Source organism: Streptomyces sp. cg35 (genome assembly GCF_050410835.1).
Taxonomy (GTDB): domain Bacteria; phylum Actinomycetota; class Actinomycetes; order Streptomycetales; family Streptomycetaceae; genus Streptomyces.
Window position 1 is genome coordinate 8,391,534 of record NZ_CP191268.1, and the last position, 15,454, is coordinate 8,406,987.

The following is a 15,454-nucleotide window of genomic DNA, read 5'->3' on the forward strand; positions in this document are numbered from 1 at the left end:
ATGAGCACCCCCGAAGCAACCACCCCCGCAGGCGCCCTCTTCGGCAGCGACCTGAACGTGGTCAACGTCGGACTCGCCATGTTCGACGCCGACATCGCCGCCCAGGGCGCGCAGGTCACCACCCTGGACTGGACGCCGCCCGGCGGCGGCAGCCCCGAGGCCGTCCGCGCCCTCGACGCCCTCGACGCGCCCGCCCTCGCCGCCCGCATCGAGGCCGCCAACGCGCAGGCCGTGGAACGGATCACCGCCGCCCGCCCGATGCTGACCGGCTACGGCCGAGCCCTCGACGTCGTACCGGGCATGACGCCGACCACCATCCTGCACTCCGGGCCGCCCATCACCTGGGAGCGGATGGCCGGCGCCATGAAGGGCGCGGTCACCGGCGCCCTCGTCTTCGAGGGCCTCGCCGAGAACCTCGACGAGGCCGCCGAGCTGGCCGCCTCCGGCGCCATCACCTTCAAGCCCTGCCACGAGGCCGACTGCGTCGGCTCGATGGCCGGTGTGACCTCCGCGTCGATGTACATGCACATCGTGAGGAACGCGACGCACGGCAACGTCGCCTTCACCAACCTGTCCGAGCAGATGGCCAAGATCCTGCGGATGGGCGCCAACGACGACAGCGTCATCACCCGCCTGAACTGGATGCGCGACGTCCTCGGCCCCATGCTCAAGGAGGCCATGGAGATCGGCGGCCCGATCGACCTGCGCCTGATGCTCTCGCAGGCCCTGCACATGGGCGACGAGTGCCACAACCGCAACAACGCGGGCACGCTGCTGCTCGCCCAGGCGCTGAGCGCCTCCCTGCTCCAGACGTCGTTCACCACGGAGCAGAAGAAGGAGGTCCTCGACTTCATCGCCAGCTCGGACTACTTCTCCGGCCCGACCTGGATGGTCATGGCGAAGGCCGCCCTCGACGCCGCGCACGGCATCGAGCACTCCACGGTCGTCACCGCGATGGCCCGCAACGGCGTCGAGTTCGGCATCCGCGTGAGCGGGCTGCCGGGACAGTGGTTCACCGGCCCCGCCCAGCAGGTCGTCGGCCCGATGTTCGCCGGGTTCAAGCCGGAGGACTCCGGCCTCGACATCGGCGACAGCGCGATCACCGAGACGTACGGCTTCGGCGGCTTCGCCATGTCGGCGGCCCCCGCCATCGTCGCCCTGGTCGGCGGCACCGTGCAGGAGGCCCTGGGGTACACCCGCGACATGGGCGAGATCACCACGACGCAGAACACGAACGTGACCATCCCGTCCCTCGACTTCCAGGGCCTGCCCACGGGCATCGACGTCCGCAAGGTCCTCGACACCGGGATCCTGCCGGTCATCAACACGGCCATCGCCCACAAGGAAGCCGGCATCGGCATGATCGGCGCCGGCATCACCCACCCGCCCGCCGAGGCCTTCACGAAGGCGGCCACCGCCCTCGCGGACGCGTTCACCGACTCTCCCGCCTGACGCGCGCGAGCGCCCACCCGGAAGCCCACACCACACGATGAACACTCCACACACCGCCGCGCAGCCGGATCCTGCCACGGCCCGGGAGCTCGACCCCGAGTACGAGCACAGCCCGGTCCCGGCGGAGAGCCGCAAGTCGCTGCTGACGGTCTCGGCCGTCTGGTTCGGATTCCCGATGATCCTGACCAACGCCGTCCCCGGCGGCGTGGTCGTCGCCATGCTGGGCTTCTGGCGGGGGCTCGCCGCGATCGCCGCGGCCAACCTCGTCATGCTCCTGTACGTGGGGATCCTCAGTCACCGCGCCGGTTCCACCGGCGAGAGCTTCTCCCTCCAGGCCACGCGCACCTTCGGCCGCACCGGCTACGTCGTCGCCTCCGCGTTCCTCGCCACCATCGTGGTCGGCTGGTTCGCGTTCAACACCGGCGCCACCGGCGCGACCCTGCACCAGGCCTTCGGCTGGCACGAGCAACTCGTCGCCGTCCTGGCCGGGTTGGGCTTCATAGCCCTGACCTATCTCGGGATCAGGGCACTGTCCTGGCTGGGCGCGGTCGCCGCGCCGCTGTTCATCGTCGCGGGCGTCGCCGCCCTGGTGATCGTGGCGAAGGACCACGACCTCGGCGCCGTCTTCTCCTACGAAGGCGTGGGCGGTGACGCCACGCTCACCTTCGGAGCCGCGGTCTCCCTGGTCATGGCGACGTTCGCCGACTCCGGCACCATGACCGCCGACTTCACCCGCTGGTCCAGGAACGGCCGCCAGGCGGTGCTCGCGACCATCAGCGCGTTCCCGGTCGCCAGCGTGGTCGCCCAGGTCACGGGCGGCCTGGTGGTCGCGGCGGGTGCCATCGCCGCACCGGCCGTCACGGGCGGCGACTTCCTGCCGATCCTCACGGGCGAGAACTCGGGGGTCCTGAACGTCCTGGCCGCCGTCTTCGTCTTCGTCAACCTCGGCTCCGTGTGCAGCCATTGCCTCTACAACGGCGCCCTGGGCTGGTCCCATCTGACGGGCCGGACCATGCGGCTGATGACGATCGTGCTCGGTCTCATCGGGACGGCGGCGGCGCTCGCCGGAGTCTGGAATCACTTCCTGGACTGGCTGGTCATCCTCAGTGTCTTCGTCCCGCCGCTCGGCGGTGTGCTGATCGCCGACCAGTTCTTCGCCCGGGGCGGCCGCCGCGCGATGGACGCCCGGCCCACGGTGGCGATCCGTCCCACGGCCTTCGGGGCGTGGGCGATCGGAGCGGCGGGCGCGGGAGCGGCCCACTGGTTCGCCCCGCAGCTCTCCGACGCGGTCACCGGGCTGGTCGTCGCCGTGCTCGCGTACGCCGTCCTCGAGCGGGGCGCCTCCCGGGGCACGGCGTAGCGCAGGACGTGACCTGCACGGAAACGGCGGGAGGCCGGACGTCCTCGGTGGCGTCCGGCCTCCTCCCGTCGTGCCGTGGTGCGGTGTCAGCTCTTGGGCATGAGGACGGTGTCGATGATGTAGACGTTGGCGTTGGCAGTCTTGACGTTGCCGCAGACGACGTTGGCGGTGTCGTTGACCTTGTAGTTCTCGCCGGAGCCGGCGGTGGTGAGCTTGGACTTCTCGAGGGTGTCGAAGGAGCCGTTCTCCAGGTCCTTGGGGGCGAGCTTCTGGCCCACGACGTGGTAGGTGAGGATCTTGGTGAGCTGGGCCTTGTCGTTGAGGACCTTGTCCAGGTCGGCCTTGGGGATCTTGGCGAAGGCGTCGTTGGTGGGCGCGAAGACGGTGATGTTCTTGGCGTTGTTCAGGGTGTCGACGAGGCCGGCCTTCTTCACCGCGGTGACGAGGGTCGACAGCGCCGGGTTGTTGGACGCGGCGGTGGCGACGGGGTCCTTGGCCATGCCGTCGAAGGAGCCCGCGCCGTCCTTGGGCACGGAGGAACACGCGGGGCCGAAGGGCTCGCTCATCGCGTTCGTGTCGTCGGAGGGGCTGGCCATGTCGGAGCCCTTGGAGGCGGCCGAGGACGCGGTGTCGGAGGCCTTGTCCTTGGAGTCGCTGTCGGAGCAGGCGGTCAGGGCCAGCGGCAGGACGGCGCTGACGGTGGCGGCGACGGCGATGCGACGGATTCGGTTCCGCATGGCAACTCCTCAACTAGGTGGCTCACAAAGGCGATCTGCCTTCATCGCGGGGAATCCGGAACTGATCGGTACGCGGATTGGTGTGTCCCCCGGATGAGTGACGATCGGCCGTGATTCCCCTGGTCATCGGCGCTGGATCAGCCGTCGCGAGGTATCCGGCGAACGGGTGTGCACCGAAGCGTGCGAAGAAGCGGGGGTAAATTTCTTGAATCGGGGCAATCCGCGCAAAGGGTCGCGACGTATTCCCCATGTGAGGGTGCGCAGAGAACTGCCGACCCAGGCGGTCCGCACCCGCTCGGGGACCGGTGGGCAATGGTGCCCGCCGACGAGGAGGGTTGATCATGACCGCTCACCGTGCAAGCACCCGGCTCATGGTGGGGGCGGCGGCGCTCGCTCTGCCGTTCTCCATGCTGGCGCTGGCGCCGATGGCCTCGGCCGACGACATGGACGGGCCGTTCGGTCCGGCCTGCTCGTCCGTGCCCAAGGACGGCGCGGGCTCCTTCGACGGCATGGCGAAGGATCCGGTGGCGACGGCCGCGTCCCACAACCCCGACCTGTCCACCCTGGTCACGGCGGTGAAGAAGGCGGGCCTGGTCGACACGCTGAACAACGCCAAGGACATCACGGTGTTCGCCCCGAACAATGAGGCGTTCGCCAAGATCCCGAAGGCCGACCTGGACAAGGTCCTCAACGACAAGGCCCAGCTCACCAAGATCCTCACGTACCACGTGGTGGGCGAGAAGGTCACGCCGGACAAGCTCTCGGACGGCAACTTCAAGACGCTGGAGGGCAGCATGCTCACCACGTCCGGTTCCGGCGAGAAGTACAAGGTCAACGACAGTGCGAACGTGGTCTGCGGCAACGTGAAGACCGCCAACGCCAACGTCTACATCATCGACACCGTCCTCATGCCCAAGAGCTGACCCGCGCGAGCGGGCCGCATCCCCGTCGGGGCGGGCACAGCAGCCGCTGTGCCCGCCCCGAGCGCGGTTCCGGGAGTCGCCGGGGTCAGTCGACGGTGACCACCACGGAATGCCACCCCGAGGCTCCGTCGGGGATCGGCGGGGTGCGCTTCTCCGTCTGGGTCTCGCCGGTGCGGTCGGTGGCCCGTACGGTCAGCGTGTGGCCGCCCTTCGTGGCCTGCCAGGCGTACGACCACTGACGCCAGGTGTCCCGGGTGTCCTCGGCGGCGAGGCGGGCCTCCTCCCAGGGGCCGTCGTCCACGCGGACCTCGACCTTGTCGATGCCGCGGTGCTGCGCCCAGGCGACCCCGGCCACCATGACGTTCCCGGCCTTCGGGCGGCCGAACGGCTTCGGCGTGTCGATCCGCGACTCGGTCTTGATGGGGGCGCGCTGCGCCCAGTCCCGCTTGACCCAGTACGAGTCGTAGTCGTCGAACGTCGTCAGCTCGATGTCCTGGATCCACTTGCAGGCCGACACATATCCGTACAGGCCGGGTACGACCATCCGCACCGGAAAGCCGTGCTCGAACGGCAGCGGCTGCCCGTTCATCCCGACGGCGAGCAGCGCGTCCCGGCCGTCCATCACGTCCTCGACGGGGCTGCCGATCGTCATGCCGTCCACCGAGCGGGCCACCAGCTGGTCGGCGGGCCCGCCCTTGGACGGCGGTTTCACCCCGCACCGCTCCAGCAGATCGGCCAGCCGGACGCCGATCCAGCGGGCATTGCCGACGTACGGGCCGCCCACCTCGTTGGAGACACAGGTCAACGTGATGTTCCGCTCGACGAGCGGCATCTTCAGAAGGTCGTCGAACGACAGGGTCAGTTCCCGCTCGACGCCCTTGCCGTGGATGCGCAGCCGCCAGCTGGTGGCGTCGACCTTCGGCACGGTCAGGGCGGTGTCGACCCGGTAGAAGTCGCCGTTCGGGGTCATGAACGGGCTGATCCCGTCGATCCGCAGCGCGGCGCCGCGGGGGACGGGCGCGGCCGTCGACGCCGGAGCGGGCAGCACGACACCCTTGCGCGAAGCGACCGCGCCCTGCCCCCGGGAACCGCTCAGGGCCCGGCCGGCGAACCCCGCGCCGGTCGACGCGGCGGCGGCGGCCGTGGCGGCGATGATGAAGCCCCGCCGGTCCCAGCCCGACCCGTCGGCGCCGGGATCGCCCTCAGGAGCGTTGTCGTCGCGGTCCTCGCGCGCGAGGGTCCCGGCGGCGCCGCCTACCGGACCGAGGCGTCCGGTCAGCCAGTACAGGAGCGCGGCGCCGGCCGCGGCACCGACGACGGACGGCAGAGCGTCGGTGAAGCTCGTCGAGTCCGGCCGGCTCACCGCCGCCAGCGCGCCGACGACACCGAACGCCAGCACCCCGAGCGAACCGAGCAGCCGCCATCGGGTGGCCAGCATGCCCAGCGCGAGGGCCAGCACGGTCAGCACGGCGAGGATGCCGAGCTGCAGCACGAGTTTGTCGTTCGTGCCGAACTGGCGGATCGCCCAGTCCTTGACCGCGGGCGGAGTGCGGTCGATCGCCGCGCCGCCGACCGCGACGACCGGCCCCGATTCGGGCCTGACCGCCGCGGCGACCAACTCGGCGACGGCGATCGCCGCATAACCGGCGAGCAGGCCGCTCAGTGCGCCCAGCGACAGACGTTTGATGCCGCGAGGCGGCTGCTGCGTTGCGTCGTCCATGCTCAGGAATCCGTCCCCGTCGCCCGCTCGGATTGGTCGTTCACGCCTACGGATTAACCCCCGCGGGTGCGATCCGCGCCGCGCCGCGCCGCACGCGCTCCTGCCCCCTCTCCTCGTACGCCCACCTGGCCGATGACCTGTGCATCCGTCCTGCTGTGCTGAAAAGAAGAGATGTTGACCATGCCGGGGCAATCCATGAGGGCGTCCGCTCCGGATCACAGGTGAGAGGCCCGAACGGGGGCCGGGTGAGAGGAGCACGATGCCCGACGGGACGGGGCGGCGCATTGCGGTCGTCGGCAGTGGAGTGGCCGGGCTGACGGCGGCGCACATTCTGAGTCGCGCCCACAAGGTGAGCCTGTACGAGGCCGACGACCGCCTCGGCGGCCACGCACACACCCACGACCTGGTCTCGGCCGACGGCCGGCTGCACCGGGTCGACTCCGGGTTCATCGTGCACAACCGCCGCACGTACCCGAACCTGCTGCGGCTCTTCTCCGAACTCGGAGTCCCCACCCAGGAATCCGAGATGAGCATGTCCGTCCGCTGCGAGGGCTGTGGCCTGGAGTACGCCGGGGCCCGGGGCGTGCGCGGCCTGCTGGCCCAGCCGCGCAACGTGCTGCGGGCGCCGTATCTGCGGATGCTGAGCGAGGTGCCGCGCTTCCACCGGGCGGCGCGCAGGGTCCTGAGGGCCTCGTCGGCGCCCGGCGCCGACGACGGGCGGCTCCCCGTCTCGCTGGGGGAGTTCCTCGCCGCCGAGCGCTTCTCGCCCTACTTCGTCACGCACTTCATGACGCCGCTGGTGTCCTGCGTCTGGTCCTGTGACGCCCGCACGGCCCACCAGTACCCGGCGGCCCACCTGTTCCGCTTCCTGGAGCACCACGGGATGCTCGCGGTCAGCGGATCCCCGGTGTGGCGCACCGTGACGGGAGGCTCGCGCACCTACGTGGAGCGGGTCGCGAAGAACCTCGATGCCGTCCACACGGCGACCCCGGTGCACGCGGTCCGCCGGCACGCGGGCGGCGCGGACATCACCGCCGAAGGGCTGGGGACGGTGACGTACGACGCCGTCGTCCTCGCGGTCCACCCCGACCAGGCGCTGCGCCTGCTCGCCGACGCCGACCCGCGCGAGCGTGAGGTCCTGGGTGCTTTCCACTACTCCCGCAACGAGACCCTGCTGCACACCGACCCCGGCGTGCTGCCGCGCAGCCCGGGCGCGCAGGCGTCGTGGAACTACCTGATGCCGTCGTGCGACACGGACTCCGCCGCGGTACGGGTCAGCTACGACATGAACCGGCTGCAGCGCCTCGACGCCCCGGAGCGGTTCCTCGTGACCCTGAACGGGACGGACCGGGTCGATCCCTCCCGGGTGCTGGCACGCATGGTGTACGAGCACCCCGTCTTCACACCCGAGTCCGTCACCGCGCAGCGCCGGCTCCCCGAACTGAACGGTCCCGTCACGGCGTTCGCGGGCGCCTACCACGGCTGGGGCTTCCACGAGGACGGGTGCCGCGCGGGCGTCGAGGCCGCCGCCGCGCTGGGGGTGCCCTGGTGATCCGCACCCCCGCGCTCTACCCCTGCACCGTCGCGCACGTCCGCACCGGCCCGGTGCGCCACACCCTGCGCCACCGCACCTACATGTGGCTCATCGACGTCGACCGGCCGCCGCGGCTCGCTTACCCGCTGCGCTGGTTCGCCCGCTTCGACGCCCGTGACCACTTCGGCGGCGACGGCGGCACCCTGCGCGAGCGGCTCGGCACGTTCCTGGCGGCGCAGGGCGTCGACCTGGCCGCCACGGACCGCGTGGTGATGCTCGCTCACGCGCGCGTGCTCGGCCATGTCTTCAACCCGCTCACCCTCTACTGGTGCCTCGCGCCCGACGGAACCGCCCGCTGGGTGGTCGCCGAGGTCCACAACACGTACGGCGAACGCCACTGCTACGTGCTGCATCCCGACCGCGCCGGTCAGGCGGAGGTGGGCAAGGAGTTCTACGTCTCGCCGTTCTACGACGTCGAGGGCCGCTACCGGATGCGGCTGCCGACGCCCGGCGACACGCTGCGGCTGACGGTGCGTCTGGACCACGCCGGAGCACCGCCCTTCACCGCGACCGTGCGCGGTGAACGACGGCCCGCGACACCACTGGGTGTCGCACGCACCGTCCTGCGGTACCCGCTGTCCACAATCGCGGTGTCCGCCGCTATCCGGTACCACGGCATACGTCTCCTGACGCGGGGTCTGCGCATTCGGCCGCGCCCCCGCCACCAGGTCCAGAAAGGCATGCGATGAGACTCACCTCCACCGGGGCCCCGGCGCTGCCCCGCTCCGGCGTGGACGCGGCACGATGGCCCGACGTCGCGGCGCTGCCCCGCGCCTCCCGTGCCCGCACGGCCGTCGCGCGCACGGTCGTCCGCTCCGCCCTGAACCGGCTTCCCCTGCGCGTCCGTTACGCGGGCCAGGACACCCTGGGCCTGGGCGGTCCCGCGCTCGTCGTGCACGACCCGGAAGCCTTCCACCGCCGCATCGGCGCCCAGGGCCTCATCGGCTTCGGCGAGTCGTACCTGGCCGGGGAGTGGGAGGCCGACGACCTCGTCGGCGTGCTCACCGTCCTCGCCGAACACGCGGCCACCCTCGTCCCCGCACCGCTGCAGAAGCTCCGCGACCTGTGGGCCCAGCGGCAGCCCGCCGCGCAACGCAACACCCCGGACGGGTCCCGCGCGAACATCAGCCACCACTACGACCTGTCCAACGAACTGTTCGCGCTGTTCCTGGACGACACCCTGACGTACTCCGCCGCACTCTTCCGCGGCTTTCCCGCGGACTGGTCCGTGCTGGAGGCGGCCCAGCACCGCAAGATCGACCGGCTGCTCGATCTGGCCGGAGTCGGCGCCGGGACCAGGGTCCTGGAGATCGGCACCGGCTGGGGCGAACTGGCCCTGCGGGCCGCGGCGCGCGGCGCCCACGTCACGTCACTGACCCTCTCCAGCGAACAGCGCGACCTCGCCATGGCACGGGTCGAGGAAGCGGGATACGCGGACCAGGTCGACATCGAGCTGCGCGACTACCGGGCGAGCGAGGGCACGTACGACGCCGTCATCAGCGTCGAGATGATCGAGGCGGTCGGCGAGGAGTTCTGGATCGGATACTTCCGCACCCTCGACGAGCGGCTCGTCCCCGGCGGCCGGGCCGTCGTGCAGGCCATCACCATGCCGCACGACCGGATGGTGGCCAGCCGCCACACCTACACCTGGATCCAGAAGTACATCTTCCCCGGCGGACTGCTGCCGTCCGTCGAGGTCATCGACAGCGTCACCCGCGAGCACACGCACCTGCGCACCGACCGCAGGGACGCCCTCGCACCGCACTACGCGGAGACCCTGCGGCTGTGGCGCGAGCGGTTCACCGAGCGGGCGGACGAGGTCGAGGCACTGGGCTTCGACGAGACGTTCCGCCGCATGTGGACCTTCTATCTCGCCTACTCCGAGGCCGGGTTCCGCGCCCGTTACCTCGATGTCCAGCAGTACCTGTTCACGAAGGAGCCCACCCGCCGATGAGCACTTCCGGCACCGCCCGCAAGGGAGCCGCGCAGCGGCTCGCCGCACTCGCCGAGGACGCCCTCGGCGGGCCGCTGCCGCTGCGCCTGCGTACCTGGGACGGCAGCGAGGCGGGCCCGCCGGACGCCGCGGCGGTCGTCGTCCGCCACCGCCGGGCCCTGCGCCGCCTGCTGTGGCATCCCGGCGAGCTCGGCCTGGCCCAGGCGTACGTCACCGGTGAGATCGACGTCGACGGCGACCTCGGCGAGTCCCTGCGCGTCATGTGGCGGGCCGCCCGCGAGCAGGCACTGCACGCACCCCGGATCTCCGCGGCCGACCGGGCCCGCGCGGTGCGCACCCTGGCCCGCCTCGGCGCCTTCGGCCCGCCGCCCGCGCCCCCGGCGTCCCAGTCCCGGCTGCGCGGCACGCTGCACAGCCGGGCCAGGGACCGCGCCGCGATCAGTCACCACTACGACCTGTCGAACGCCTTCTACCGGTTCCTGATGGACGACACGATGGCCTACTCGTGCGCCCTGTGGCCCGACCGTCCGGCCGAGGCCACCTTGGAGCAGGCACAGCGCGCCAAGCTGGAACTCATCTGCAGCAAGCTCCGGTTGGGGCCGGGCGACCGGCTCCTCGACGTCGGCTGCGGCTGGGGCTCGCTCACGCTGTACGCCGCCGAGCAGCACGGTGTCCGCGTCACCGCGGTCACGCTCGCCGCCGAACAGGCCGCCCACGTCCGGGAACAGGCACGGGAACGCGGTCTGGAGGACCGGGTCGAGGTGCGCTGCCAGGACTACCGGGAGTCCGCCGGTGACCGGTACGACGCGGCCGTCAGCGTCGAGATGGGGGAACACGTCGGCGACGCGGAGTACCCCGCCTTCGCCCGGCTGATGCACGACCGCGTCAGGCCCGGCGGGCGGGTCCTGATCCAGCAGATGTCGCGCGGTCACCACGCCCCCGGCGGCGGCGCGTTCATCGAGGCGTTCATCGCGCCCGACATGCACATGCGGCCGCTGGGGGAGACCGTGACGCTCGTCGAGGAGGCCGGCCTGGAGGTGGTGGGGGTCGAGGCGATGCGCGAGCACTACGTCCACACCGTCGCCGCCTGGCTGAAGACGCTGGAGGACGGCTGGGACGAGGCCGTGCGCCTGATCGGCGAGGAGGGGGCCCGGGTGTGGCGCCTGTATCTCGTCGGCGGCGGACTCGCCTTCGAGGAAGGCCGGATGGGCGTCGACCAGATCCTGTCCGTACGCCCTGACGGCCCGGCGGGGGACAGGTCGTGAACGGCTTCCCGTGGGCGGCCTTCGCCGTGAACGTCGGCGGGTCGGCGGCCGCGGCCCTGGTCGTGGTCCTGGCCGCGTTCGCCGTCGGCCTCCGCACGGGCCGCCACCGCGGCGTCGACGTGGCCTGGGGGATCGGTTTCGCCGCCGTGGCCGCCACGACGTTCGGCCTTTCCGCGGGCCACGGCGATCTGGTCCGGCGGATCCTCGTGCTGTTGCTCACCGCGGTCTGGGGGCTGCGTCTCGCCCTGCACATCGCGCGGCGCTCCCGCGGACACGGTGAGGACCCCCGCTACGAACAGATGCTGGCGAAGGCGCCCGGCCGACGCGACCTGTACGCCCTGCGCATGGTGTACCTCCTGCAGGGCGCGCTGATCCTGCTGGTGTCGCTGCCGGTCCAGATCGCGTCGTACGCGCGGTCGGACCTGTCGCCGCTCACGGTCGTCGGAGCGGTCGTGTGGGCCGTCGGTCTGTCCTTCGAGGCCGTCGGGGATCACCAACTGGCGCGGTTCAAGGCCGATCCCGGGAACCGCGGAAAGATCATGGACCGGGGTCTGTGGAGCTGGACCAGGCACCCGAACTACTTCGGTGACTTCTGCGTCTGGTGGGGCCTGTTCCTCGTGGCCTGCGAGGCCGGCCCCTGGCCCGCGCTCCTCGCCCTCGTCTCGCCCCTGACGATGAGCTTCCTGCTGATCAACGGGAGCGGGAAGGCCCTGCTGGAGCGGCACATGGCGCAGCGGCCGGGATACGCCGAGTACGTCGCGCGTACCAGCGGCTTCTTCCCCCGGCCGCCGAAGCGCGGCTGAACCGGCGGGTGGCGGCGATCTCGCCGCCACCCGCCGGACCGGTCATGCGGGCAGCTGCATCAGCGCCACGGGATTCGACGTCGGGTGCTGCGATCCACCCGTCGGCTCGACCGTGACGCCCATGCCGGACGCGTCGCCCACCGCGCCGTCCATGAGGACGGTCTGGGCCGTGCGCTGCGGATCCATCAATCCGGCGGGCCGCATGGTTCCGGCGTCGTCGAACCACAGCTGATAGACCTTGCCGCTCGGCGGCTCCGCCATGGAGGCGGCCACGAACACGGCCTTGTCGAGGCTCTTGGAGACGACGACCGTGCCGCTCGCCCCGTCCCCCAGACGTGCGGTGCGCGTCTTGGCGTCCGGCGCCGCGAGGACGTCGGCGACCTGGTCCGTGGCCTGCCGGGCCTGCCGGGCCTCCTCCCGCGCGTCCTGTGCCTCCTGGTGCTGCCAGACCGTGGTCCCGCCGAGCGCGGCGACCGCCGCGACACAGGCCGCCAGGGCCCAGCGCGAGATCTGGCGCCCGCGCCGGGGCGTCCCGGAGAGCCGCGAGCCCGCGGCGGTGCGCGGCGGCTCCTGGCGCACGGTGTCGATCCGGCGCAGGACCGATTCCTTGAATCCCTCGGGCGGTACGACCGTGAGGGCGCTGCCGAGCCGGGCCGCCGTGGCGGACAGCTCCTTGACCTCCTGCGAGCACGCCGAGCAGGCGACGAGGTGCCGCTCGAACTCGGCCTGCTCCTCGGGGTCGAGAGCGTGCAGGGCGTAGGCCCCGGTCAGTGTGTGCAGATCGGCGGTCGTCATGCGTTCACCCCCAGGCAGTCCCGCAGCCGGATCAGACCGTCGCGCAGCCGCGTCTTGATGGTGCCCAGCGGCACCGCCAGCAATTCGGCGACCTCGCTGTAGGTGAGGCCGCGGTAGTACGCCAACGACACGGACTGCCGTTGCAGTTCGGTCAGCGTCCGCAGACAGCGTCGCAGCTGTTCGTGCTCGAGCCGGGTCTCCACCTCCTCGGTCACCTCGTCGAACTCGGGGGTCTGCTCCAGGAGCGCCGCCTGATGGTCCCGCGCGGCGGCGGCCTCCACCGAGCGGACCCGGTCGATCGCGCGCCGATGGGCCAGCGTGAGCACCCAGTTGATCGCGGTCCCGCGGTCGGTGCGGTAGCGGGCGGCATTGCCCCACACCTCGATGAGCACCTCCTGCGCGACCTCTTCCGACTGCGCCCGGTCGCGCAGGACGCCGCGGACCACGCCCAGGACCGAACCCGCCACGGCGTCGTACACCGACGCGAACGCGTCCTTGTCTCCCTTCGCCACATCGGCCATGAGCTCCTCCAGGCTGGGTCCCCTACCTGGTGCGGGACCGATGTGGACGGCTTCCTTCACGTTCCAGACCTCCAAGCTCTCGGTACGCACACATGTGAACACGGGTGCAGTGGTAATACGGAGCCGCAGGGCGGACGGATGGGTCGCTCTACGCCCGGACGCGTGGGTCGGTGCCGTCGGAGTGCACGACGGCCGCGCCGGTGTGCGAACCCGGAGGGCCGAACGGCCCGTCGAGGGCCGCCCACTGAAGCAGCATGATCGTCTTCGCGTCGGCGATCCCACCGGTGCGGATCATGGACAGTGCCTGGGTGAAGGGCAGTTCCAGTACGGCGATGTCCTCCCCCTCGTCCGCGTTGCCGCCCGGCGTCGCGGTGGCGGTCGCGGCCCGGTAGGGCGCGGCGAAGAAGTGGACGCGCTCGGTGACCGAGCCGGGACTCATGTAGACGGCGAAGACGGGTTCGGCCGTGCCGATGACGTGCCCTGTCTCCTCGGCCGCCTCACGTCGGATCGCCTCTTCGGGGGTGTCGCCGTCCAGGAGGCCCGCCGCCGTCTCGATGAGCATGCCGTCGGGATGCCCGTTGACGTAGGCGGGCAGCCGGAACTGGCGGGTCAGCAGGACGGTCCGCCGCTCCGTGTCGTGGAGCAGGATCGTGGCGCCGTCGCCGCGGTCGTAGGTCTCGCGCTGCTCGCGGCTCCAGTGACCGTCACTGTGCCGGAAGTCGAAGGTGGTCCTGCGCAGCACGTACCAGTCGCAGGAGAGGACCTCCACGTCCCGGACGCACACGTCCGGATTGCCGGTCAGGTCGCGCCCGTGCCGGTCCAGGCCGGTGCGGCCGCGCCGGTCAGGTGTGTCGATGCCGGCGGTCATCGGGCGGCCGGGACGTCGTCGAGGCAGGTGAAGACGCGCTTGCCCCGGGCGCGTGCGCGGTCGACCATCAGGTCGGCGCCCTCGGAGGGGCCGCCGATGCGCAGGACCGCGTCGCAGCGGGCCAGCAACTGCTCGGCGACGGGGTGGAAGATCTCCTCGTACGCGGCGTCTGCGGGCCGGGTGCTGCCCGCGGCCTCCAGGAGCGGCAGGGCGAGTGCCTCGCCGGTGACTCCCAGGTGGCCGGCGCGGAAGAGCCTCAGGGCCGTTTCGTTCATCGCCCGCACGTTCGCCTCGAGCTTGTGCGGGTCGTCGCCGGTGCCGGACCGGTAGGGGCCGGCGACGAGGATCATCAGTGATGCCGGGGCGGTGTTCACCGGACTGCTCCTTGCTGTGGTGCTGGTGGACCGGCGTCAGACGAGATGGATCTCGACGCCGGATTCCCGTAGGGCCCGGAGGGTCTCCGGGCCGCCGGGGTGGGTCTGGGGATCCTCGGCGGCGGCGTCGGTGACGAAGTGCTCCACGGATCCGAGCGGCGCGACCTGACTGAACGCGCGCACGCCGAGCTTGGTGGCGTCCGCGACCGTGACGGTGCGCGCGGACTGGGCGAGGCCGGCCTGCTTGACGGCCGCGTCGTCCAGGGAGAACTCCGACCAGCCGTGTGCGGCGTGCACACCGCCGATGGACATGACGAAGCAGTCGAAACTCAGCGCCTCCAGCGTGCGCAGGGCCAACGGCCCCACCAGCGAGCGCTCGCCGGGGCGGGACCGGCCCCCGACGACGAGCAGGTCGATCCCCGGCCGGTCCGCCAGCGCCGCGGCCGCTTGCAGGCTCAGCACGGCGACGGTCAGCGGGGACCGCTCGGCCAGATGCTCCGCCACATGCACGGTCGTGGTGCCCGCGTCCAGCAGAACGCGTGAGCCGGGCTCCACCAGTGCGGCCACGGCCGCGCCCAGCCGGTCCTTCGTGGCGGCCTGCCACCCTTCCCGTGCGGCGAAGCCGCCGCCTTCCTCGCGCGGCCGGGTGGCGACCGCGCCACCGTGCACCCTGCGCACCAGCCCTTGGCTTTCGAGTGCGTCCAGGTCACGGCGCACGGTCATGTCCGAGACGCCCAGGCGATGGGCGAGCTCCGACACGGAAACCCGGTCGGAGCCCTGCACCAGTCGCAGGGTCAGGTCCAGACGATTGGCGATTCCCATGCCTCATTTCTAACAGATCAATGTTCATTCGAACAGGGTGATGTGAGGCAAGGCGCAACGCGGGGTGACTGTCACTGAGCTCGGGGTGCTGTGCGGCGAAGCGGGCGTCGAGCCGGGCCACCTCCTCGGCGGCCCGGGCCGGCAGCGAGTCGCCCTCAGCGGTGACCCGCAGGCTGGATGCGGACCCGGCGTGCGCGCTCCCGTCATCGATCAGCCCGGCCGCGACGAACGCCGCCGCCGCGGTGCGGGTGCTCTGTACGGTGGAT

At 71.5% G+C, this 15,454-nt stretch carries 15 protein-coding genes; 8 read left to right on the forward strand and 7 right to left on the reverse strand.

Annotated elements, in window-relative coordinates:
* The gene (locus ACQUQD_RS38705; RefSeq protein ID WP_428956904.1) at nt 1-1,452 is read left to right on the forward strand and encodes a DUF1116 domain-containing protein; all 1,452 of its coding nucleotides are present in this window, start codon (nt 1-3) and stop codon (nt 1,450-1,452) included.
* Between the two features lie 37 nt (nt 1,453-1,489).
* Nucleotides 1,490-2,812, forward strand: coding sequence for a cytosine permease (locus tag ACQUQD_RS38710; RefSeq protein ID WP_428956905.1), 1,323 nt, complete (start codon nt 1,490-1,492; stop codon nt 2,810-2,812).
* 86 nt (nt 2,813-2,898) lie between these two features.
* On the opposite strand, the gene ACQUQD_RS38715 is transcribed toward ACQUQD_RS38710, so the two are convergent.
* Nucleotides 2,899-3,549 carry a fasciclin domain-containing protein gene (locus ACQUQD_RS38715; protein WP_428956906.1) on the reverse strand — a complete coding sequence of 217 codons (651 nt, stop codon included), beginning with the start codon at nt 3,547-3,549 and terminating at the stop codon, nt 2,899-2,901.
* Between the two features lie 341 nt (nt 3,550-3,890).
* On the opposite strand from ACQUQD_RS38715, the gene ACQUQD_RS38720 reads away from it, so the two are divergent.
* The gene (locus tag ACQUQD_RS38720; RefSeq protein ID WP_428956907.1) at nt 3,891-4,472 is read left to right on the forward strand and encodes a fasciclin domain-containing protein; all 582 of its coding nucleotides are present in this window, start codon (nt 3,891-3,893) and stop codon (nt 4,470-4,472) included.
* Nucleotides 4,473-4,557: 85 nt separating this feature from the next.
* Here the strand turns inward: ACQUQD_RS38720 and ACQUQD_RS38725 are convergent, their stop codons facing one another.
* Nucleotides 4,558-6,192 carry a sulfite oxidase gene (locus tag ACQUQD_RS38725; protein WP_428956908.1) on the reverse strand — a complete coding sequence of 545 codons (1,635 nt, stop codon included), beginning with the start codon at nt 6,190-6,192 and terminating at the stop codon, nt 4,558-4,560.
* A 259-nt stretch (nt 6,193-6,451) separates the two neighbouring features.
* Here ACQUQD_RS38725 and ACQUQD_RS38730 point away from each other — a divergent pair, with 259 nt between their 5' ends.
* From ACQUQD_RS38730 to ACQUQD_RS38750, 5 genes are read left to right on the forward strand one after another with little or no spacing between them, the layout of a single operon-like run.
* Nucleotides 6,452-7,744, forward strand: a complete 1,293-nt coding sequence (locus ACQUQD_RS38730) for an NAD(P)/FAD-dependent oxidoreductase (RefSeq protein ID WP_428956909.1) — start codon at nt 6,452-6,454, stop codon at nt 7,742-7,744.
* Nucleotides 7,744-8,475, forward strand: coding sequence for a DUF1365 domain-containing protein (locus ACQUQD_RS38735; RefSeq protein WP_428957762.1), 732 nt, complete (start codon nt 7,744-7,746; stop codon nt 8,473-8,475). The genes ACQUQD_RS38730 and ACQUQD_RS38735 overlap by 1 nt, the downstream gene beginning before the upstream one ends.
* Complete coding sequence (locus ACQUQD_RS38740; RefSeq protein WP_428956910.1) at nt 8,472-9,740, forward strand: class I SAM-dependent methyltransferase; 1,269 nt, start codon at nt 8,472-8,474, stop codon at nt 9,738-9,740. Before ACQUQD_RS38735 ends, ACQUQD_RS38740 begins: the two co-directional genes overlap by 4 nt.
* Nucleotides 9,737-11,005: a class I SAM-dependent methyltransferase gene (locus ACQUQD_RS38745; protein WP_428956911.1), complete on the forward strand. Its 1,269-nt coding sequence runs from the start codon at nt 9,737-9,739 to the stop codon at nt 11,003-11,005. The genes ACQUQD_RS38740 and ACQUQD_RS38745 overlap by 4 nt, the downstream gene beginning before the upstream one ends.
* A complete protein-coding gene (locus ACQUQD_RS38750; RefSeq protein WP_428956912.1) occupies nt 11,002-11,808 on the forward strand; it encodes a DUF1295 domain-containing protein in 807 nt (268 codons plus the stop codon). Before ACQUQD_RS38745 ends, ACQUQD_RS38750 begins: the two co-directional genes overlap by 4 nt.
* Before the next feature lie 42 nt (nt 11,809-11,850).
* Here ACQUQD_RS38750 and ACQUQD_RS38755 read toward each other — a convergent pair whose 3' ends face one another.
* The 5 genes from ACQUQD_RS38755 to ACQUQD_RS38775 all read right to left on the reverse strand — a co-directional run bounded on the left by ACQUQD_RS38755 (nt 11,851) and on the right by ACQUQD_RS38775 (nt 15,188).
* On the reverse strand, nt 11,851-12,603 hold the full coding sequence (locus ACQUQD_RS38755) for an anti-sigma factor (RefSeq protein ID WP_428956913.1): 753 nt from the start codon (nt 12,601-12,603) through the stop codon (nt 11,851-11,853).
* Nucleotides 12,600-13,184, reverse strand: a complete 585-nt coding sequence (locus ACQUQD_RS38760; protein WP_428956914.1) for a sigma-70 family RNA polymerase sigma factor — start codon at nt 13,182-13,184, stop codon at nt 12,600-12,602. Before ACQUQD_RS38760 ends, ACQUQD_RS38755 begins: the two co-directional genes overlap by 4 nt.
* Nucleotides 13,185-13,272: 88 nt before the next feature.
* Nucleotides 13,273-13,992 carry an NUDIX domain-containing protein gene (locus ACQUQD_RS38765; RefSeq protein WP_428956915.1) on the reverse strand — a complete coding sequence of 240 codons (720 nt, stop codon included), beginning with the start codon at nt 13,990-13,992 and terminating at the stop codon, nt 13,273-13,275.
* Entirely contained in the window at nt 13,989-14,366 is a 378-nt protein-coding gene (locus ACQUQD_RS38770) for a DUF4406 domain-containing protein (RefSeq protein WP_428956916.1), read from the reverse strand. Before ACQUQD_RS38770 ends, ACQUQD_RS38765 begins: the two co-directional genes overlap by 4 nt.
* Before the next feature lie 36 nt (nt 14,367-14,402).
* On the reverse strand, nt 14,403-15,188 hold the full coding sequence (locus ACQUQD_RS38775; RefSeq protein ID WP_428956917.1) for a DeoR/GlpR family DNA-binding transcription regulator: 786 nt from the start codon (nt 15,186-15,188) through the stop codon (nt 14,403-14,405).
* Between the last annotated feature and the right edge of the window lie 266 nt (nt 15,189-15,454).